Origin of the sequence: Secundilactobacillus hailunensis (assembly GCF_005405185.1) — a bacterium.
Taxonomy (GTDB): Bacteria; Bacillota; Bacilli; order Lactobacillales; family Lactobacillaceae; genus Secundilactobacillus; species Secundilactobacillus hailunensis.
The window spans coordinates 38,847-61,035 of record NZ_BJDO01000010.1 but is presented as its reverse complement, the minus strand read 5'-3'; the positions used below and the strand labels follow the sequence as shown (position 1 = coordinate 61,035).

Sequence of the window (22,189 nt, the reverse complement as noted above, 5' to 3'; positions counted from 1 at the left end):
AAATAGTGTAGTGTCCTATTTGCGTGTTCAAATATAATAATGGTATAGAAAAAGGAGTTGAAAGGCAAACTGCCTATCAACTCCAAATATCGTAGCACCTAAAAAACGCCCTTTGGTCAAAGACCAAAGGGCGTTTAGTAACGCGGTACCACCTTAATTCAAATTACCGTTTGAAGTAATTCCTCAACACGCACGGCAACCTTGGTTGCGATACGCTGCACGATAATGGGTGCCACCAGTTCGCCTCGAAAAGCGAACCCGTCGAACGCGATCTTTCAAGTCATAGTCCTAATACCGTCTCACCAAATCGGTACTCTCTTCATAAGGCTGTGTCCCTAATCCATCGGGTCAAATCTTGTTGTCGTATTTGATTTGTTGCAAGTAGTGTAGCGCCGAACATGAGAAAATGTCAAACATTTTTAATAACTTAATTTTAAAATCAGCGTATTGAAATCTAAATAAGCACTGATATAATAGGCTTTATTGACTTCAAAATTATTTTTAATTTTTTGAGAAATTAACATGGTTTATGGTTTCTCACTAAAATAACAGAAGTTAAATAATTAATCAGGGGTGTTGGTCTATGTGGAAAACCAAGTCATTTTCAGAATTATCAACTAAAGAACTGTATGAGATCTACCATCTTCGAGTAGCTACCTTCGTTGTCGATCAAAAGCGGATCTACCAAGAAGTCGATGAAAATGATCTCAAAGCGCTGCACGTCTTCTATCAAGATGACAGTATCGTTGCCTATTCCCGGGTATTTAAAACGGACGCTGGCGTCACCTTTGGTCGGGTAGTCACCGATAAAGCCCACCGTGGTATTGGTTTAGGCGATCAGCTCATGACGAACATTTTAACGACCATTCGAACGCATTTTGCTCATCTACCAATTGCAATTGAAGCGCAGGTGCCAGTCAAGGGTTTCTATCAGAAATACGGGTTCAAAACAGTTGGTGAGCCGTTTATCTTCAACTCAACGCCCCACATCAAGATGGTTCATGACCCATTAGCTTAATAGACTAATTTAGCGAGTAATTGTTTCAGCTGCGTTTGTTCTTCTACCGTTAGCTGTGAGACGAGTCGATCGGAGGTGTGTTTTTCAAAAGCGTGCAATTCTGGATACACGGCTGCCCCTTTTTGCGCCACGTACACCCGACGTAAACGCTTATCTTTGGCATCGTCTTCTAATCTGAGATAACCGTTGTCCACGAGTTTTTGTACGGTTCGAAAAGCCGTCGTCCGATCGATTTGGACAGAATCTGCCAATTGACCAAGAAACATCCCTGGTTTTTCGTAGGTTCGAATAACATAGATAAAGGCATTATTAGCTAATCCCAGTCTTCTAAACTCTGCATTGGTTTTAATTTCGGTTTGGCGCGTAATGGCACCAATGTCACGAATAATTTCAAACATCGTTTTGCCTCCGTATGATACTTTCTGCCTCTAATTTACAGGAAGGTTCTTGTATTTACAATGAACTAGTGCTAAGATTTCACTAAGTTATTGCAAATGCAATGAATAATCATACATATGCTAAGGGGGACTTTAAATGTCAGCTTTCTTTATCTTTGTTTTTGTGATGTCCTTTACACCGGGTCCCAATACCATGATGGCCATGGCTTCCGGTCAGCAACGCGGTTTCCGTTCCAGTTTACAGCTCAATATCGGCATGCTGTCTGGTATGGGCTTCATGGGTCTAATGGGCGCCTTATTCGCCCATTGGCTCCAGTCAACCCCAACCTTTCTGACAGTGATGAAAATCGTTGGTACTACTTATCTCATCTACCTGGCCTACCATATGTTCATTAGCAAGCCTGGTGAACAAGATGACAGTACCGGTGGTTTTAAAACTGGAATGCTACTGCAGTTAACTAATATTAAGGGCTATCTGTATTTCATTACTGGGCTCGGTGCTTTTAGTCTAACGGGTTTATTAAACAATATGCCGATCAAGTGGTTGCTCATGGTTTTAATTGGCAGTTTAGGGACCTTTGCATGGACGGTTTGCGGAACCATGATGAGTCGTTTCTATAAGCGCTATTATCGCATTTTCAATACCATTATTTCGCTGTTACTAGTATTTGCAGCAGCTGATCTTTGGCGGTAAGATCATTACAGATGTTTCACGTGAAACATCTATCGACATAAAAAATGAGTTCTGATATCAACCGATTTGATTCGATCACTATCAGAACTCATTTTTTATGCCGGTTTTTAATCCATTGCCAGTGAACCGTGTTTAACACCGAGGTGATCAGCAATCCCGATCACTTCAGCCAGTGTCTTATCATCAATGATCATGCCGTTTTGCTTCCGGTCTTCGTAGGCTAAAGCTTCTTTATCCCCGTGTACATAGATCTTCTTGCCGGGAATGGCCGGCAGTTCACGAATTTGCTGTAAATATTCAGAGAAGCGCTGAACGATTTGATCTACATCGCCAAAGATCGAGGGATCAATGGCAATGAAGCTTTGACTAGGACCTACCTGTAGATTTTCAGGGCTAATTTCAGTTGAGGTGTTGCCCATTGAAAGAATGGCCGTGAATACTTCGACGATAATCCCTAGACCAAACCCTTTATGGCTGCCAGTTTCTTCAGTAACCCCACCTAATGGCGTCAAGCCAACATTAGATAACGGATCGCGTAAAGCATCTAGATCAGCAGTATCATGGTGGTCATTAATTTCTTGGTTACCATTCTTGGCTACCCACAAGGCTGGTAGATCCTTTTCCAGTTTACGGTAAACTTCGATTTTACCCTGAGGGACCGTCGTTGTCGCGGCATCATAGATAAAGTTATGCGGTTTAGCTGGCATAGCAAACGCGATTGGGTTAGTCCCAACAAAGGCTTGCGTAGCGTGCGTTGGCAGCATCGCCGGCCGTGAATTAGTCGATGATAAACCGATCAAGCCCTGATCAGCAGCCATATTGGCATAATAACCGGCAATCCCGTAGTGACCTGAATGTCGCGTCGTCACGATCCCAACACCGTGCACTTTAGCCTTCTTAATTGCAATATTCATGCTATAAATACCATTCAGCTGGCCTAAGCCAAAGTTAGCGTCAACGACGGCGCTAACGTCGGTTTCTTTAACCACCTCTGGCTTACTTTGAACCCGAATTTTACCATTTTGAATGAAGTGATCGTACATCACCATCCGCTGCACACCATGCGAAGCAATCCCGTGTAAATCGGTATAAATCAACGTTTCAGCAACTGCGGCGCTTTGTTTTTCTGTAAACCCGTACGCCCTGTAAATCTTATGTACCAACGCTTTAACCTTATCACTATCGTATCGTTTGACCATTTTCAACATCCCTTACTAACTGTATTTATGAAGATTAGATTAAATTATGTACCGGTTTCATTATCGTCTTCCTTTTCGTCGCTTGCAACCTGCTTTTCTTTTAATTCATATTTGGATTTTTATAATTTATATTAATATTATATTCAATTTGTCTAATAATTTTATCATTTTTACTTTCATCACTAAATTTCCTATTTCTAAATAAGGTTACCGCTAATTAACAGTTCAAGTTCATGGTCACATTGTGCTACAGTATTAATATCATGTTTTAAAAAGGAGGCAACATTTATGGATTCAGTAACCGTCCAGTCCAGCTGGTGGTCAGATCTTTCTATTTTCTTTTTGGGGATGTGTGCTTTGTTAAACTTATACGCCACACAACCCGTGCTAGAACAGCTTGCCACACAGTATCGTGTGTCGATTAGTCTCGCAACCTTAACGATCAGTGCCACCACATTTGGCGTGGCAATCACCGCACCCTTTGCCGGTTCAATATCCGATCGCTACGGTCGCCGGAAATTAATGTTGTGGGCCATTTTAGCAATGGCACTAGCAACCGTTATTTGCATGTTCAGTCCTAATTTTACCTTGCTTCTGTTAGGACGCTTACTGCAAGGCATTGCGACTCCCTTTGTGTTCGCGGTTGCTGTGGCTTACATTACAGAAACTTTTGCACCCAAGGATGCTGTTCGTCTAAATAGCCTCTACGTTGCCGGAACTGCCTTTGGCGGTTTCTCTGGCCGGTTCTTTGCAGGACTTTTCTTTGATACTTTTCATTCAATTCCCGCTATTTTTCTACCAATGGTCATCATTTTAGTTCTGGCTTACCTCATGACCCTGCGCTGGTTACCGCAAGACGACCAATTCGTTCCCAGTGACTCTGTCTGGCAGAGTATTGCCGGTATTGGCAGTCACCTGCTCGACTGGCGCCTGCTATTGACCTGTTTTGTGGGGATGAGCTTGCTTTTTCAGCAAGTGGCAACCTTTACCTACGGCTCACTGCGTCTGCAAGCTGCCCCCATTAATTTAAGTACTATGGCTGTTGGCTTCGTGTTCATCGTCTTCTTAGTCCCTTCGATACTGACGCCATTTATTGGCCGGTTAATTTTAAAGGTAGGCGTCAACACAACGTTTCTTTTGACCTGTACCCTCGGTATTCTCGGCCTATTGGTGGCGCTGATTCCTAATCTATGGACAATGATCTTGGGCTTAACCTGTTCCTGCGTCTCGGTTTTTGCCGGCCAATCCTGCACCTTAGAATTCGTCGGTCAGCACGTTAAGCAAAATAAATCGGCAGCTATCGGCTTATACCTCATGTCTTACTATTTAGGGGGTACGTTAGGCGGTATCGTGCCAGGCCCAGCCTACGCCCATTTTGGCTGGATCAGTACGGTAGGCATCATCTGTGTGATCTCATTGATTGCGCTAGTCGGCGCCCAATTAAGTTGGCACGGTAAGCCTAATCAATAAAAAAGCGCCCATTGCTTTACTATTCCTTAACGATTACTTTAGAAAGTAGCATGGAAAAATTCACATTTTTATCACAATTTTTGTTTATGATTTGAACATAGTCAATTAGAAATTAGTTGGCTTCCCTTTAAAACAGATAACGATATTTTGATTTTTCCTCCTCCCCAAATCAGGATAAACCACAGATTAATACGCTATCACTCCCCTCGACCTCACCACACCCCCTAATGTGGTGGGGTCATTTTTTGTAAACAGAGTGTAAAAGCCAGCGTTTAGATAGTGGAGTAGAAGCCCCGTTAACCCAATTTCCAAGTTCGGGAAATTGGGTTAACGGGGCTTCTATGCAACTATCTGCTGGCTTGAACACATTTCAGCTATGTAAAATTATAATTATCCACAAAAAAATCCAGCCATCCACCGATGACCGGATTATTTATTGACATAAGAAAAGGCAGGCCCGCCGACCTTCTGAATGCACGAATGCACCGATCTTTGGAATCCCGCCATGGTTTGGCACCGCTTGATAGTATCGCATGGTTAGCGGGTTGTGTCAAGGTGTTTAGGAACTTAGTGGCTCATACAGTTTACATAGCCTAATCGGGCTACAGCAGACAGAGAGCTGTAGCTAAGGCCGGGAAATGTAAACCCCAAACCCAGGGTTTCCATTTCCCGGCCTTAGCTTTCGCTCTCTAACCGTCTGCTTACGCACCTTGGCTATTTGGATCCGCCCCATACGCAATCGATGAGAACTTGTTATACGATTTTACAAACAATAATTTAACCGTGCCTCGAGGGCCCGACCGGTTCTTTTCAATAATGACTTCAACTTCACCGACATCCTGTTCATCGTCGTTGCCGCCTCCACCGCTATCATCACTATCATCATCACGCTCATAATAGTCGTCCCGGTAAAGAAACGACACAATATCGGCATCTTGTTCGATTGAACCAGATTCACGGATATCTGATAGCACTGGCCGCTTATCTTGACGCTGTTCCACGCCACGCGACAATTGCGACAGCGCAATGACTGGTACATGCAGTTCCTTCGCCAGTTTTTTCAGCTGCCGCGAAATTGCGGAAACTTCTTGTTGCCGGTTTTCCGCACCGGTACTTTCCACCAGTTGCAGATAATCCACCACAACTAAGCCTAAATTACCGTTCTGCTCTTTAGACAGCCGCCGACATTTTGCCCGAATTTCAGACATTTTAATCCCAGCTGTGTCATCAATGAAAATTTTTGCTTTTGATAGACTGCCCATCGCAACGATTAAATTCTGCCATTCGCCTTCTTCAAGCTGGCCGGTCCTCAAGTGATTGGCATTAATACTACCTTCCGCACACAGCATCCGGTTAACCAGCGATTCGGCACTCATTTCGAGACTGAAGATTGCCACGGCCTTATCCGTTTTGGTTCCCACGTTTTGCGCAATATTTAAGGCAAAAGCCGTTTTACCAACCGCTGGGCGGGCAGCTAAAATCATCAGTTCATCGTCATGCAGACCCGTGGTCATCTTATCTAGATCCGGATACCCAGTGGATAAGCCGGTCACGGTATCGCCCTTCTGTGATAGCCGGTCGATCTCTTCAAAAGTCGAATTTAACACATCTTTGATCGCTTTAAATCCCGCCCGATTGCGAGACTCATTGACGTTCATGATAGACTGTTCAGCCTGATCTAACAGTTCATCAACTGGGGCATCTTCTGAATAGCCGTCCGTCACGATCTTAGTCGCTGTCTGAATCAGCCGGCGTAAAACAGCCTTTTGCGCTACGATCTTCGCATAGTAGCCAACGTTAGCTGCGGTTGGCACAGACGCCGCCAGCTCGGCAATATAGGGCATACCGCCAATGTCTTCCAGTTGATTTTGCCGCTTTAATTCATCCGACACTGTTACCACGTCAATGGCTTCATCCCGGTCATTTAAATTGACCATTGTCTGAAAAATCAGGCCATGTGCACGACGATAGAAATCATCCGCGGTCAGCTGTTCCATTGCGTCCACTAGGGCATCGCCGTTTAAAAAGATGGCCCCAAGTACCGCTTTTTCCGCCTCAATATTTTGTGGCGGCGTTTGATCTCTCAACCCTTCACTCATGATTCATTACTCCTTGCTATGATAAACGAAGGGGTCGGGGCAAACTCAATTTGCCGACGACCCCTAGAAAAAATGGACTTCAAATTACTTTTCTGAGATGTGAACCCGAATACGGGCAGTCACATCTTGATGTAATTTAACGGGCACGTTGACGAAGCCCATAACTTTAATTGGTTCGCGTAATTCGATCTTGCGCTTATCCAATTTGATACCGTACTGTTTGTCCAAAGCCTGGGCAATCTGCTTGCTAGGAATGGAACCAAACAACCGGCCGTCAGTACCGGCCTTCGCCGTTAATTGGACGATGGTTTCGTGATCTTCCAAAACTTTCTTAACGGACTCTGCTTCCTGGCGTTCTTCTTCTTCGCGCTTAGCTTCAGCTTTTTGTTGACCCTTAAGCTGACTCATTGCACTGGCTGTCGCAGGCTTGGCTTTCCCCTGCTTGATTAAAAAATTTTGGGCATAGCCGTCTGAAACATTCTTAATTTCGCCGCGATTACCTTTGCCGCGAACATCTTGCAAAAAGATAACTTTCACAATAAGTCCTCCTTATTCGGCACGCCGAGTAATTCCCGAAATGCCAAGCTTTATCGCTCCCATAAACGGGAACTTTCATTAAATAACTTTACCATAAATCGTGCCCTATTGGACATTTGTATTGCGATTTAATCTCTCATTACTGAATTTACGTAGCGGGAGTCGCTTCTTCGGCAGTCTGAGCGTTTAAAATATCGACCAGCTGCGCTTTAACTTCCGCTACCGTGCTATCAGCAATTTGTGTAGCACCGCTTGATAGATGACCGCCGCCACCCATCTTTTCCATAATGATCTGAACGTTAATTTCACCCATGCTGCGTGCTGAAATCCCGATCCGGCCATCATCACGTTTGGTGATCACAAATGAGGCATCCACACCGGACATATTGAGCAGATCATCCGCTGCCTGAGCTGCTGTCACTGAGTCATAAACTTCGTCTTCTTCACCGGCAATAATCGCTAAGTCTTCGTGGACAAACGTGACCAGCTCAATCAAGTGATTCCGTTGCAGGTAACTATCCACGTTTTCCTTCATAAACTGCTGCATCTGAACCGAATCGGCACCTGCTGAACGTAAGTAGCTGGCAGCGTCAAAGGTTCGTGAACCGGTCCGCAATGAGAATGACTTGGTATCAATAAAAATCCCCGTCAGCATCGCGGTAGCTTCGATTTTATTGATTGGTTCGCTTTCTTGAGACTGATACTCAAACATTTCGGTGATCAGCTCACACGTTGAACTAGCGTAGGGTTCAATGTAGACCAGCATCGGATTTTCAGGGAACTCCTCGCCACGACGGTGATGATCAATGATCATTACCCGGTTAGTCAGCTGATGATATAGTTCTGGTGAAATTGATAATGACGGTTTGGAATGATCCACCATCACTAACAAACTCTGCTTGGTGATTTTAGTCAATGCCTCTTCCGGTGTAATAATGGCATCGTTGATTTCAGGATAGTCTTTGATTGCATCTAGGAGTTTTTGGACATCGCTGTGAATATCGTGACGATCTAAAATAATGTAGCACTGCTTCTGGTTCATCTGCGCGATCCGCCGAATCCCCATACAAGCCCCAATCGAGTCCATATCAGGCTGTTGGTGTCCCTGAACGAAGATGGTATCTGACTGGTTCATTAACTCCTGTAGAGCCTGAGAGATCATCCGTGCCCGAACCCGTGTTCGTTTCTCCATTGGGTTGGTCTTGCCACCATAGAACCGGGCTTCTTCATCCTGTGCCCGGACAACTACCTGATCACCGCCACGGCCAAGTGCTAGGTCCAGATTACTCTGGGCCTGATCAGCTAATTTTGGTAGCTCAGCACCGCCATACGCGATCCCAATACTTAACGTCAGTGGGAAATTTTGCTTGGAAGTACTCTCACGAATCACATCCAAAATACTAAACTTATCATTTTCCACAGCCTGCATGGCTTGGGCGTACATAAAGACCAGATAGTGATCATCATCCAGCCGTTTGAGATACATTCCAAACCGCTGTGCCCAAGTTGACAGTTCGTTAGTCACGTAGTTTCTGAGGTTAGAAACTTCCTGATCCGTCATGGACTGCGTTACTTCATCGTAGTTATCCAAAAAGACCTGGCCAATGGCAATTCGTTCGTTTTCGTAGCGCTGTTCGATCTGAGTGAAATGAGTGACTTCGATCATGTAAACCGCCCGGAAATCTTTTTGAACTAAAAATGAAAATTGGCGACCATTCCAGGTCACCGTTTGCGGCTGTTTATCATTCACATGGTCTTGAATTAACTTTTCCAGCTCCGGATCAACATCGTTCATCCGCTTACTCAAGACAGCCTGATCACCAAAATATTGCTGTAAATACGGGTTGACCCATTCGATAGCATCATTGTCGCCAAAAATCATGACCCCCACTGGCATATCGATCAAAGCCTCTTGCTCACCACGATTAATGCGAAATGACAGGTCAGCAATGTAACGGTTCATATCCTCGCTAATTTCATTCATGGTATTAAACGCAAAGACTAAACTGGTGAGTACTGCCACTAACGCTAATAACCCTAAGATCCATGAGAACAAAAAGGCCAGAACGATCCCTGCAATTGATAGCGCGATCATGAATAGTGACAGACCGCGAAGACGTCTATTTCTTAAAAATTCGGGTAAATTAGCCCTTGAAAATAAACCGTTCATCTTCAAACTCCCCTACTTTTTGTCGACGATAATAGTAGTTATATTTTAGCACAAATAGGCATCAGGTGCGGTCATCAGTCTCATGAAGTCCGTTTAGTTTAGCTATACCCCTGATTTAACCGCTATTAAAATAAAAAATGACCATTTTAAAAAAATAACTTACGAAGCAGACTTTTTTCTGGTAATGTAACCCATTGTGCAAAAAAAGTTTTCTGAAAGCGAGGAATTTATTCAATGGAACAACAAGCAACAATGGCCGCTTCTCGGCCTCGAGTTACCGTCAAGCACCCAGCATTAGCCATGGTTAGTATGCTAATCGGTGCCTTTGTCGGTATGTTTAGTGAAACGTCGTTAAATATCGCATTACCTAGTCTGATGTCTAGTCTAGATGTTAATACCGCAACCGTGCAATGGTTAGTGACCAGCTACATGTTAGTGATTGGGGTCGTCTTACCGTTAAATAGTTTAATTACCAAGTGGTTCACCACGCGGCAAGTCGTTATTTTTGGCCTGTTAGATTTTCTAGTCGGTGCCATTATCGCAGCCTTAGCACCAAGTTTTCCGATCTTATTATTCGGTCGGATGATTCAAGGGATTGCCACTGGTTTGATCCTGCCGTTAATGTTCACGGTTGCCATGCAGGTCTTCTCACCAGCTAAAATTGGCGCTGCCATGGGTGCCTGCGCCATGGTCATCATGTTTGCGCCCGCTATCGGACCAACACTGACTGGCTTGATCTTAGCCAAACTTTCCTGGCACTGGATTTTCTGGGCCTTTGTACCTTTCTTAGTGATTGCTTTGATTTTTGCCCTGACATCCTTGGAAAACGTGGGTCAACTCAGCAAGCCCAAAATTGATGTCCTCTCCATTTTAACTAGTGTTGTAGGCTTTGCCAGTGTCGTTACAGCCGTTAGCTTCGCTAGTTCACGCGGCTGGGGATCACCGCTTGTTTTAGGCTTATTACTGTTAGGTATCATCGTTTTAGCAATTTATGCTTACCGTCAGGTTCATATTAAGGAACCTATCTTAAACCTGAAGATTTTCGCCAATCCGGCCTTTCGGGCTGGTGCACTGATGGTGATGTTGGACTTTGGGGTTATTCTTTCTGCCATGTATATTTTACCAATGTACCTGCAAAAAGGCTTGTTACTGCCCGTTGCCATGACCGGGATCATTATGTTGCCAGGTGGTATCGTCAATGCCTTAGTTTCGGCTTTTTCAGGTCGTTTATTTGATAATTTCGGTGCAAAATGGTTAACGCGGTTAGGTTTTCTTATCGCCATTATCGGTGCTGTCATGCTGCTCATGACCGGTATTCATACCGCCGTTGCATTCGTCATTGCCGCCCACGTCATCTTAATGATTGGCTGTCCCTTGGCAATGTCACCAGCGCAAACGCACGCTTTAAATGCCTTAGCTGGTCCAACCTCTGGTGATGGTAGTACTATCATGAACACCATGCAGCAAATTGTTGGTGCCATCTCCACAGCTTTAGCCACTAGTCTGTTAGGTATCGGCCAAGCTGCTAGTCATTTAGGCGCTCAGGGTGCCTTTACGGCTGGTGTGCACGTTGCCATCTACTTACCACTGGTTTTCGCCGTCATCGCGTTAATTATTGCGTTTACGACACGTTCTTTTAAGGCAGCTCGTTAATTAAATGAATCAGTTAGCAAAAAGACGTCTTCGTCAGGTCATTTTGACCAACGAAGACGTCTTTTTTAGTTTTTGAGCTATTTATTAATCCTGTTCGTGTTTGCGACGTGCAAGACCAAACCAACTTAAAATGCTCAATAATAAAGCCCCAATGAACGTTGGCTTTGCTGAAGAATCATCATTGGTTTGGGGTAATGTTACCGTAGCCGCCTGATTAGACTGTTTAGACTGTTTAGTCGTCATTGTTGGTTGGTAAATTTCGTGACTGGGTGTTGCAGCAATTGCCGCCGAGTTGTTGGCTTCTTTTTGCGCAACTGGTCCAGCTTGCTCACCCGTTTGAGCTGTTGCATGGCCTTTTTCAGTTGTTCTCTGCTGCTCAGCATCACCCTTATTCGCAGTTCCTTGATTCATAGTTGTAGTACTTGTCCGTGGCTGTTTTATACCATTCTCATGACCCAATGCCGTTGTGTCATTTGGGATGCTAGGTGTCACTATATTCGTAGTATGGTGTCTAGATAGTGTAGGTAATTTAGGTCCAATTGATGGTACTCCTGTAGTATCACTAGGCTGTGAAGGCTTAGTAACCGGTGGCACTGTTTCTATATTGGGATTGGACTGTGTGGGAATGTTAGGCGCAATCGGTGGCTCCACCGTACCTGTATTGTGATTAGGCTTTGTAGTTGTGTCGGGTTTCGTCGGTGTTGATTTAACAGTAAAAATCAATTCATTTGTTCCATATTTACCAGAACCATTTGAACTAAAACGAAAAACAATATTATGAGCTAATATCGGACCATCACGATTCGTTAAAGTATCTGTTGCGGCATTATAAAACCATACAGAATCAGTAAATGTTAATTTATCTCCTAGGTTAAAACCAGTAGTATTACCAGCTCTTAACGCTTGTTCAATCGCCGACTTAACATTTCGAATCTGGTTAACCTTTACATCTTTTGTATCTATTGGTACGTAAATGATAGCTTGCTGACCACTTAAATATTGGTCTGAAACCATTGACTTAGCACTTGTTATCTTACTGATATCATTGCCATCAAAGGCATACGATCCAATATTAGGGATATTTTGACCAAATATTAGTGCATTAATTCTATTATTTGCAAAAGCGTTCATACCAATGCTGGTAACCGAATCGGGAATATTAACAATACCACTAATATGGTTAAGTGAATTCGAATTCGTAAGCTTACGCGAAAAAGCATCCACCCCAATTGTTTGAACCTTATTTCCTAAGGTTAATCCACTAATATCATTATTTGCAAAAGCTCGGTCACCAATGTTGGTAACTGAATCGGGAATCTCAATAGTTCCCCTAATCTGATTGCCTGAAAAAGCATCAGTGCCAATTCTTTGAACACTTTTGCCTAAAGTTAAATCACTAATATTATTGTTTGCAAAAGCTCTCTCATCAATTCTAGTAACTGAATCTGGAATGATGATACTACTAATATGGTTAAATGAATTTTGATTTTTAAGGGCATCCGAGCTGTTGATACTTCTAAGATATTGAAATAACCTTTGATGTTCAAGATCATGTGCAAAAGCATCCTGACCAATTATTTTAACATTTTTACCTAAGGTTAAGTCACTAATATTATCGTCTGCGAAAGCTCTTATACCAATGTTGATAACTGAATCTGGAATAGCGACAAGACCGCTGATTGGATTAATTGAAAAGGCATCGTCACCAATTGTTTCAACTCCGCTACCAAGATCTAATTTCTGAATATTATTTTGCGTAAACGCCTTTTCACCAATACGAGTTACTGTATCAGGAATTGTGACCGTACCACTAATTCGATTAAGTGAAAAAGCATCTTGACCAATTATTTGAACTTTTTTACCAAGCTTGACTGCACTAATTTGGTTTTGCGTAAATGCATCGTTACCAATTGATGTAACTGTATCAGGAATAGTAACAGTACCACTGATATTAATATTTTTATTATTAAAGGCATAATTACCAATTGCCGTCACTGGTTTACCATTGTAAGTATTTGGCAAAGTAAGGTTATTTATTGTTCCAACCTTAAACGTAGGATCAAGATATTTTTGCAACTCACCGGTATATCCTGTAATGGTGTATGTTCCATTACCATTAGAATCATAGCTATAATCCGTTAACTGTGTGAATGTCAGTTTGCCATTTGAATCCGTACTTGGTATCCAATAATTACCAGCCGCATCTTTTGTAATTACTTTAGTATCATGATCAAAAGCATTCTGACCAATTGAATTGACATTTTGGCCAAGTATTGCTGTACTAATTTGGTTGTTTGCAAAAGCGTTCATACCGATACTGGTAACCGAATCGGGAATGGTGACAGTACCATTAATATGGTTATTTGAATTTGGCTTTTTCAGGTTACGTGAAAAAGCATCGTCACCAATGGTTTGAACGCTATTACCTAAGGTTAAGCCACTAATATTATTATTTGCAAAGGCTCTAGCACCTATATTAGTAACCGTATTCGGAATGACAACAGTACCACTAATTTGATTACCTGAAAAAGCATCTGCCCCAATCGTTGTAACACCTGTACCAAGCACTACTGTATTAATTTTATTGTTTGTAAAAGCATTTATACCAATACTGGTAACTGAATTAGGAATTACGACCGTACTAATTGCATTGTTTGAATTTGAATCATTGGGATTACGCGAAAAGGCATCATCACCAATGGTTTGAACACCTGTACCCAAATTTAACGTCGTAATAGCATTATTCGCAAAAGCATCATTATCAATATGGATAATTGAATTAGGAATTGTGACAGTCCCACTGATGTTATGACGATTAAAAGCATTAGCTCCAATTTCTGTAACTTTGCCATTCTTATGAGTACTTGGCAAGGTAATATCTTTTGAATCACCGCTATACCCTGAAATAGTATAGTTACCGTCGTTAGGAGTATAAGCATAACCTGCAGAGTCCACATCCTTTGGTACCTCTGCGGCTAGTGTCTCTACTGTCATTTTATCTCCTGTTTTTTTATCGGTTAGCTGCGTTTTTACAGCTAAATTACTTGCCAAACTCCGATTTAAAGCGGGGCTTTTTACATCAGTGGCCACCTGTTGAGGCTGCTGAGTCTCAGTAGATTTAATCTTTTCCTGATCAGCTGGTTTTGATGCATCAGCTACTGGTTTTGCTGACTTATTTAGCTGACTACTAGAATTACTTTCAGTAACATTTTTAGTATTGGTCATCGTTGGATCCCCATCTTGCGATTGATCAATGCCCTTTGTTACTTCCGGCGTAACTGCCTTACTAGCTTGCGTAGTTGGAACCGTTGACGATGCTGTAGTTGAAACTTGAGCACTGGCAACCGTCATACTGAAGGTGAGCCCCGTCATCACCGTCACAGTAACAATTCCCATGCGCACCCAACTCTTCTCGCTGTTGCACTTAAATTGACGTAGCTGTGGTGTTACTAACTTATTAATATCTTTCATAATATTTGTGATTTCTCCCTGTTAATTCTATAAAAGTGTCCTTCTTTTGGACATATTCCCCGCTTTATTGTACCACTCTCATTTTCTCCATCAATCCAGTAAATGAGATAAATTCAGGAAATTTATCTTAAACGAATACACACTTGTCCACTACGCTGTATTAATCTAATTATTTGATACCGCACGCCTTTTATAGCGAGGACTATGGTCTGCTTTTGTACTTTTAACCTTTAAATTAGTTAGTAAAAAGACGTCTTCGCTAGGTCATTTTGACCAACGAAGACGTCTTTTTTAACTTTTGAGGTTATTACTTAATCTTGTTCGTGTTTACGACGTGCAAGCCCAAACCAGCTTAAAATGCTCAATAGTAAAGCACCAATGAACGTTGGTTTTGCTGATGAATCATCATTAGTTTGTGGCAATGTTGCCGTAGCCGACTGATTAGCCTGTTTAGACTGCTTAGTCGTCATTGTCGATTGGTAAACTTCGTGACTGGGTGTTGCAGCTGTCGTCGCTGAGTTGTTGGTTTCTTTTTGCGCAACTGGTCCAGCTTGCTCACCTATTTGAGAAGAGGCTGCATGGTCGTTTTTAATTGTTCCCTGCTGCTCAGCATCAGCATCGCCTTGATTCGTAGTTATGGTACTTGTCTGGGACTGTTTTGTAGCACTAACGTGACCCAGTACTGTTGTGTCACTCGAAGAACTAAGTGGCACTATACTTGTAGTATGACGATATTGTGTGGGCATATTAGAAACAATAGTCGGAATTGCTGGCTGTTTAGGTGTACCAGAATCATTCGGCTGTACTGCATCTGTATCATTACCAGACTGTGTAGGTGTGTTAGGAGTAACTAGAGGTACCGTACCCGTATTGTTCTGTGTAGGTACATTAGGAGCAGCTGGTGGCACCGTACCCGTATTATTCTGCGTAGGTACATTAGGAGCAGCTGGTGGCACCGTACCCGTATTATTACCAGACTGCCCAGGGGTCGACGAATTTTCTGATTGATCAATCGTAAAGATCAAATTCTGCGCGCCATAGCTGCCTAACCCGTCTGAACTGAAAGTAAAGAGAATACCAACAGCTGATTTCTGACTATTAAGACCTGTCAGGGTATCTGTTGCGGCATCATAAGTCCACGTTTTATTATCATGATCAATAAATGTTAAATTATCTGATAGGTTAAAACTAGTGGTACCACCAACGCTTAACGCTTTTTCAATTGCTGCTTTAACATGCTGAATCTGATTACCACTTACATCAGTTGCATTTATTTGCACGTTAACGGTACCTTGTTGACCCCTTAAATATTGGTCTGAAACCATTGATTTAGCACCTGTTATATGACTAATGTCATTGCTATCAAAAGCGTAGAGTCCGATCGTACGGATGTTTTGACCAAGTACTAGTGTTTCAATTCGATTGTTCGCAAAGGCGTTTTCGCCGATACTAGTAACTGAATCTGGGATAACGACAATACCACTAATCTGATTACCCGAAAAAGCATCATCACTAATTGTTTGAACCTGATTACCCAAAGTCAATCCGCTAATATCATTATTCGCAAAAGACCGCGCACCAATGCTAGTAACTGAATCTGGGATAACGACAGTACCACTAATCTGATTGTTTGAGTCTGATTGTCTTTTATCACGTGCAAAGGCATCGTCACCAATCGTTTGAACACTATCACCCAGTTTTAATCCGGTAATTTGGTTTTCTGCAAAAGCCCTTGTACCAATGCTGATAACTGAATTTGGAATAGTGACAGCATTAATTTGGTTAATTGAAAAAGCGTCATCACCAATTACTTGAACTCCACTGCCAAGCTTTACTGTACTAATGTTATTTTGCGTAAATGCATCTTTACCAATCTGAATTACTGTATCAGGGATGGTGACAGCACCGCTAATTTTATTACCAACATAACCAGCAAAGGCAGCATCACCAATTGCTGTTACTGATTTACCATTATAAGTATCCGGCAAAGTAAGACCATTTATTGACCCATCCTTAGACGTAGTACCAAGATACTGCTGCAAACTACCAGTATAACCCGTAACAGTATATGTTCCATTATCATTAGAATCATAATTATAATCTGTTAACTGTGTAAATGTCAGCTTACCATTTGAATCCGTACTTGGTATCCAATAATTACCAGCAGCATCCTTTGCAACCACAGTCGTTTTAGAATCAAAACCATACTGACCAATTGATTCTACACTTTTGGGAATTGTGACAATGCCACTAATGTTATTGCCTGAAAAAGCGCCATTACCAATCGTTTCAATTTTGACGTTTGAATCTGATGCTGGATCACCAAATTGTAGCTGTGTAATGTTGTCATTCGCAAAAGCCCAAGTACCAATACTGGTCACTGAATCTGGAATGATAACTGTGCTAATATTATTGTGTGAATCTGTACTAATGTTACGTGAAAAGGCGTCATTGCCAATTGTTTGAACACCCTTGCCCAAATTTACCCCAGTAATATCATTATTCGCAAAAGCTCGGTCACCAATGCTGGTCACTGAACCTGGAATGGTCACAGTCCCGCTAATTTGATTACCCGAAAAAGCATCTGCTCCAATCGTTTCGACTTTTGAGTTTGAAACTGATGCTGAATCGCCAAATTGTAACTGTTTTATTTTGCTATTCACAAAAGCTCGGTCACCAATACTGGTTACAGTATCAGGAATTATAACAGTGCTAATACTATTCGTTGAATTTGAGTTATTTGCCGTACGTGAAAAGGCATCGTTTCCAATTGTTTTAACACCCTTACCCAAATTTATCGCGGAAAAATCATTATTCGCAAAAGCATTGTCACCAATAGTGATAATCGAATCAGGGATGGTTACAGTTCCACTGATATGCTTATCATTAAAGACACCAGCCCCAATTTCTGTCACTGAACCGCCATTATACTGACTGGGCAGGGTAATATTAGTTTGATTGCCGCTATACCCTGAAATAGTATAATTGGCGCCATTTTGGCTGTATTGATAATCCGTTGCCGGTGTCTCTGGTACTGGCGCCGCAGTCGGTGCTGGTACAGCCGGCGTTGCTGTAGAATCAGCTGGTTTTTGATCTGATTGACTTGCTGAACCATCTGTCGCTGGCTTTCCCGAATCATTCGGCTGACTGCTGGAATCACTTGTAGTATCAATTGATTTTGACGGATTATCACCGCTCGTTACCGCTGAATTTCCAGCTTGTGATTGACCAGAATCCGTCTTTGTATCCTGCTCAGACGTTGGTGTTCCAGATGATGCCGGAGCAACGCTAACGTCCGTCGGTTGATTTGTCGGTGTAACCGCGGTTTCTGTTTGGGCGCTAGCACTCGTAGCGGTGAGGGTAAAACCTGTTATTACCATCATGGAAATAACGCCCATACGTAACCAGCCTTTTTCTATATTGCACTGAAAGCGGTGAGCCTGTCCTATAAGTGGCTGATTTGATCCAGTCGTGTTTTTCATGTAATTAAAATACTCCCTAATTATTTACTTTTATATATAAGTGTCTATCTATTGAAGCAGACATCTGATTACTATACCACTTCTAACATTCACTTAAAGGGTTTTACGCAATTTATTTCGATATTTATTAGAAAAGACAATTGACGTGTACCCCCAAAGGTTGGAAATAACCTTGGGAGTACACGTCAATCTTGATGCTTCTAACTTTAAACCACAAAAACTCTCTCAAGTAGTTCACCTGCTTTGAGAGAGTTTTTATTAATCATGTTCATGTTTCCGCGAAATACCAAACCAACTCAAAATGCTTAACAGTAATGCACCAATCAACGTTGGCTTAGCTGACGAAGTCTCACTTGTTTGTGGCAAATGAGTTGTCGGCAAAGCTGTCTGCTGCTTCGTGGTTGGCTTGGTAGCAGTTAGCTTGTTAGCAGTTTGCTTAGTAGCTGTCACCTGCTTAGCCGAAAGTGGCGTCACTGTCGCTTTTTTAGCGATTTGATTACTCATAGCGGTTTTCCGAGGTGCAGTTGCCATTATGGCTTCCGTTGCGGATGCTGCTTTACCAGTTATCGTCTGTACAGCTTGATTACCCCGCACATCTTCAGCCGTCGAGGGTACACTATGAGCTTTATCTGTAGTGTTCTGCAGATCAGAATGACCCTTCTCATTTACGTTAACAACGGCTTTTCCAGGCTCTGTCGATGTTATAGCTGTACCGGGATCAGCGGTTGCATCCGTTTGCGGTTGCTCTGGATCAACAACTGGTACTGTAGTTTGAGTAGTTGGTTCACCAGTTGTCGCTGGGCCCACATTATCTGGCTGTGAAGACGTTGTTGTCGTGTCATCTTGACCAGCTAACGGAATGATGACCGTTTGATTCTTTGCTTGCGCTTTTAGTATTGGTAACTGATTCACCGGTACCGCCAAGTCATAATTCGTAGGAATATGATTCAAAATTTCAGACTGATTAAAAATGGTTCCTGGGTCTCCAGGATTGCCGATCAAGGTCACACTACCACGGGCTATACCATCCGGCGTCTGATAATCTAACGTCGTGGTGGTTGCCACTACAGCTGGACCCGTTTGCGACCTTTCAGCAGCGGTAGGAAACGTTAAATTCATAACTAAATCATTTGTGCCATAACTGCTACTACCATCTGAAGAAAACGTAAACGTAATCTGATAAGCTGGTATCTGACCAGTAGGATCCGTCAGCGTGTCTAATTTAGGATCATAAAGCCATTGAATACCATTGCCATCAATAAATTTTAAGTCGGTTGGCAGCATGACACCTGGGTGAATCCCATCACTTAGAGCCGCTTCAATTGCTTGTGAGGCATGGTCAATTTGAGTGGCTGTGGCAGTTGTCATTACGTTAACGACGGCGTTTTGACCCTCTAAATAATCAACTGAAGTAATTTGGGTCGCGGTTACTACCTTACTAATTTTATTTTGGGCAAACGCGTTAGTAGCAATCGTTTGAATCTGATCACTTAAGATATCTAATTCCGTAACTTCATTATTAAAGAAGGCCGACTTACCAATTGAAATAACTTTACTTGGTATCGTCAATGTACCCCCAATTAAGTTATTAACAAACGCGTTAGTCCCGATTGTTGTCACGTTATTACCTAACGTTACTGCAGTAATTTGGTTATTAGCAAAGGCATTATCACCAATATTAGTCACTGTATTAGGAATAGTGACCTTACCAATAAGATTATGTTCAAAAGCACCCGTATCGATTTCTTGAACATTATTACCTAACGTTACTGCAGTAATTTGGTTGTTAGTAAAGGCGTTATCACCAATATCAGTCACTGTATCTGGAATGGTGATCTTACCTATGAGATTGTGTTCAAAAGCTCCTGTACCGATTGTTTGAACGTTATTGCCTAACGTTACTGCAGTAATTTGGTTATTGGCAAAAGCACTTTCACCAATATTAGTCACTATATCAGGAATGGTGATCTTACCTATGAGATTGTGTTCAAAAGCTCCTGTATCGATTGTTTGAACGTTATTGCCTAACGTTACTGCAGTAATTTGGTTATTAGCAAAAGCATTAATTCCAATCTCAGTAACTGAATCGGGAATAACAACGGTTTTAATTTGATTATTCGCAAACGCACTTGTTCCAATCGTCGTTACAGCCGAACCTAAATTTAGCCCACTAATTTGGTTATTTTCAAACGCCTGATCACCAATACTTATCACGGAATTAGGGATGGTAATCGTGCCACTAAGATAACTGTTCGCAAAAGCTTTGGTCCCAATCGTTGTTACATTGTTACTAAGTACCAACGTGTTGAGGGGGTCGTTTGCAAACGCCTGATCACCCAGATTAGTCACTGTATCAGGTAGGTCAATGCTGCTGATTTGATCATCCGCAAAAGCAGCCGTCCCAATACTTGTTAACTTACTCTGCTTGCCGAAATTGACCGTTGTTAATGTTTTATTACCTTGAAATGCAGAATTATCGATCTGCCCAATTTGGTCTGGTAACGTTAACGTTGTTAATTGATTATTTGCAAACGTACCATTACCAATCACTGTCACACCTGTACCTAAATCAAGCTGGTTAATCTGGTTATTCGCAAACGTCCCGTGTCCAGTAAACCAAGTTCCTGATCCCAGTACAACACTCGGAATTTGATTATCCGCAAAAGCGTTATCACCAATTGCCCAAACTGTATTGGGAATAACCACTTGACCAGTTATCTGATTACCAGCAAAAGCTGATTGCCCAATTGTGTTAATGTTTTTGCCGAATGTAACTTGTGTTAAGGCTTTAACGATCTGCGGCTGGTTACGCCTTTCATTATCAAACGCATCCTCGGCAACCATCGTTACTGCATCACCATTATAAGTATCTGGCAGAGTAATTGCCGTCGCATACCCGTTTTCAGGGGTCACACCACCTGCAAGATACTTTTGTAACTCGCCGGTATATCCTGTAACACTGTACGTTGAACCATCGCTGTTTTTTTGGTAGCTATAATCCGTTAACTGCGTGTACGTGTTAGCACCCGTTATCTGACCATTTTTAGGATCTGTTGCTGGTATCTGCATCCAATAATTACCCGTCGTATCCTTTACAACCGGATCATTCGCCACTTGTTGAGACGCATTAGTCACTGTTGTTGTGGCTTTATCAGCTGTTGTTTTAGTTGCTGCGTCTTCATTTATTGCAGTTTTATCAGTTGATGTTTGATTATCTAATGTATCTAAATCAAGTTTATGGCCGTTAACGTCAGTTGCTGTCTGCTGAGTTGGTTTCGATTCAGTCTTTTGGGAACTGTCCTGACTTGATGAACTAGTCATTGATGAATCATTTGAACTGCTGGCTTGACTAGTAGAAGAACTGGAAACGCTTTCATTATTAGAGGATACACTACTAGAACTACTGTCATCAGGCCTAACACTGCTTGTTGATTGAGAAGACGCTGCTGTTGCACCCATTTGATCTGATGCATTGCCCGAAGTCGTAGCATCGCTACTGACTTTAGTTATCTGAGTAGCATCAGTAGTTGCTGTTGTTTGGGTTTGGGCACTAGCAAGCGTTGTACTAACAGTAAAACCCGTTACCAGCGTCAGCGTAATGATACCCATGTGTATCCAGCAGTTTCCCTTTTTGCACCTAACTTGGCATGACTGTGCCAAAGCCGAATTATTTAATCGGTTAGTTATTTTCATGTACTTTATGATTCCCCTTATCCTTGTGAATTTCTCTCTTTATAATTCATAAATAGCTATTACTCTTAAAGACAGTGATTACTATACCACTATTATACCGGTTTGAACTATCAAGCAATTAATTAATTGCTTTAAATACACTAATTTTATCTAAATAATTCACGAAACACTAACTTTTATAACTCAAATTCAATCACAGTGTCCAGAAAAGCCTTAACACTGGTAATCTGATAACACTACTCGAGAAATAGTTTTTTTGATTTTAGCCGGTTCTTAAAGCACAAAAAAACGTCAACCAGCAGTAC

The 22,189-nt window shown here is 42.1% G+C and carries 12 protein-coding genes; 4 read left to right on the top strand and 8 right to left on the bottom strand.

All coding sequences use genetic code 11. From position 1 onward, the window contains the following. The first annotated feature begins 583 nt into the window (after positions 1–583). Positions 584–1,018 (top strand): GNAT family N-acetyltransferase, encoded by a 435-nt coding sequence (locus tag FFM73_RS04500; RefSeq protein WP_137630590.1) that lies wholly within the window; start codon positions 584–586, stop codon positions 1,016–1,018. Here FFM73_RS04500 and FFM73_RS04495 read toward each other — a convergent pair. Then, positions 1,015–1,416 (bottom strand): MarR family winged helix-turn-helix transcriptional regulator, encoded by a 402-nt coding sequence (locus tag FFM73_RS04495; protein ID WP_137630589.1) that lies wholly within the window; start codon positions 1,414–1,416, stop codon positions 1,015–1,017. The two genes, FFM73_RS04500 and FFM73_RS04495, sit on opposite strands and share 4 nt — an antisense overlap. A 136-nt stretch (positions 1,417–1,552) precedes the next feature. Between FFM73_RS04495 and FFM73_RS04490 the strand changes: the two genes are divergently transcribed. After that, positions 1,553–2,110, top strand: a complete 558-nt coding sequence (locus FFM73_RS04490) for a LysE family translocator (protein WP_137630588.1) — start codon at positions 1,553–1,555, stop codon at positions 2,108–2,110. Positions 2,111–2,217: 107 nt separating this feature from the next. Here the strand turns inward: FFM73_RS04490 and FFM73_RS04485 are convergent, their stop codons facing one another. Then, positions 2,218–3,309 (bottom strand): Ldh family oxidoreductase, encoded by a 1,092-nt coding sequence (locus FFM73_RS04485; RefSeq protein WP_137630587.1) that lies wholly within the window; start codon positions 3,307–3,309, stop codon positions 2,218–2,220. A 288-nt stretch (positions 3,310–3,597) separates the two neighbouring features. Here FFM73_RS04485 and FFM73_RS04480 point away from each other — a divergent pair, with 288 nt between their 5' ends. After that, complete coding sequence (locus FFM73_RS04480; protein ID WP_137630586.1) at positions 3,598–4,779, top strand: MFS transporter; 1,182 nt, start codon at positions 3,598–3,600, stop codon at positions 4,777–4,779. A 701-nt stretch (positions 4,780–5,480) separates the two neighbouring features. Here FFM73_RS04480 and dnaB read toward each other — a convergent pair. From dnaB to FFM73_RS04465, 3 genes are all read right to left on the bottom strand, one after another. After that, positions 5,481–6,878 (bottom strand): replicative DNA helicase, encoded by a 1,398-nt coding sequence (gene dnaB, locus FFM73_RS04475; protein WP_137630585.1) that lies wholly within the window; start codon positions 6,876–6,878, stop codon positions 5,481–5,483. Positions 6,879–6,962: 84 nt separating this feature from the next. After that, positions 6,963–7,415, bottom strand: a complete 453-nt coding sequence (gene rplI, locus FFM73_RS04470; RefSeq protein WP_137630584.1) for a 50S ribosomal protein L9 — start codon at positions 7,413–7,415, stop codon at positions 6,963–6,965. Between the two features lie 148 nt (positions 7,416–7,563). Further along, positions 7,564–9,585, bottom strand: a complete 2,022-nt coding sequence (locus FFM73_RS04465) for a DHH family phosphoesterase (RefSeq protein WP_137630583.1) — start codon at positions 9,583–9,585, stop codon at positions 7,564–7,566. A 234-nt stretch (positions 9,586–9,819) separates the two neighbouring features. On the opposite strand from FFM73_RS04465, the gene FFM73_RS04460 reads away from it, so the two are divergent. Then, positions 9,820–11,238 carry a DHA2 family efflux MFS transporter permease subunit gene (locus tag FFM73_RS04460; RefSeq protein ID WP_137630582.1) on the top strand — a complete coding sequence of 473 codons (1,419 nt, stop codon included), beginning with the start codon at positions 9,820–9,822 and terminating at the stop codon, positions 11,236–11,238. Between the two features lie 84 nt (positions 11,239–11,322). Here the strand turns inward: FFM73_RS04460 and FFM73_RS04455 are convergent, their stop codons facing one another. The 3 genes from FFM73_RS04455 to FFM73_RS04445 form a co-directional block, all read right to left on the bottom strand. After that, positions 11,323–14,709, bottom strand: a complete 3,387-nt coding sequence (locus FFM73_RS04455; RefSeq protein ID WP_137630581.1) for a leucine-rich repeat protein — start codon at positions 14,707–14,709, stop codon at positions 11,323–11,325. A gap of 311 nt (positions 14,710–15,020) precedes the next feature. Continuing rightward, positions 15,021–18,092 carry a leucine-rich repeat protein gene (locus FFM73_RS04450; protein WP_171001203.1) on the bottom strand — a complete coding sequence of 1,024 codons (3,072 nt, stop codon included), beginning with the start codon at positions 18,090–18,092 and terminating at the stop codon, positions 15,021–15,023. 357 nt (positions 18,093–18,449) lie between these two features. Next, entirely contained in the window at positions 18,450–21,800 is a 3,351-nt protein-coding gene (locus FFM73_RS04445) for a leucine-rich repeat protein (protein ID WP_171001202.1), read from the bottom strand. Between the last annotated feature and the right edge of the window lie 389 nt (positions 21,801–22,189).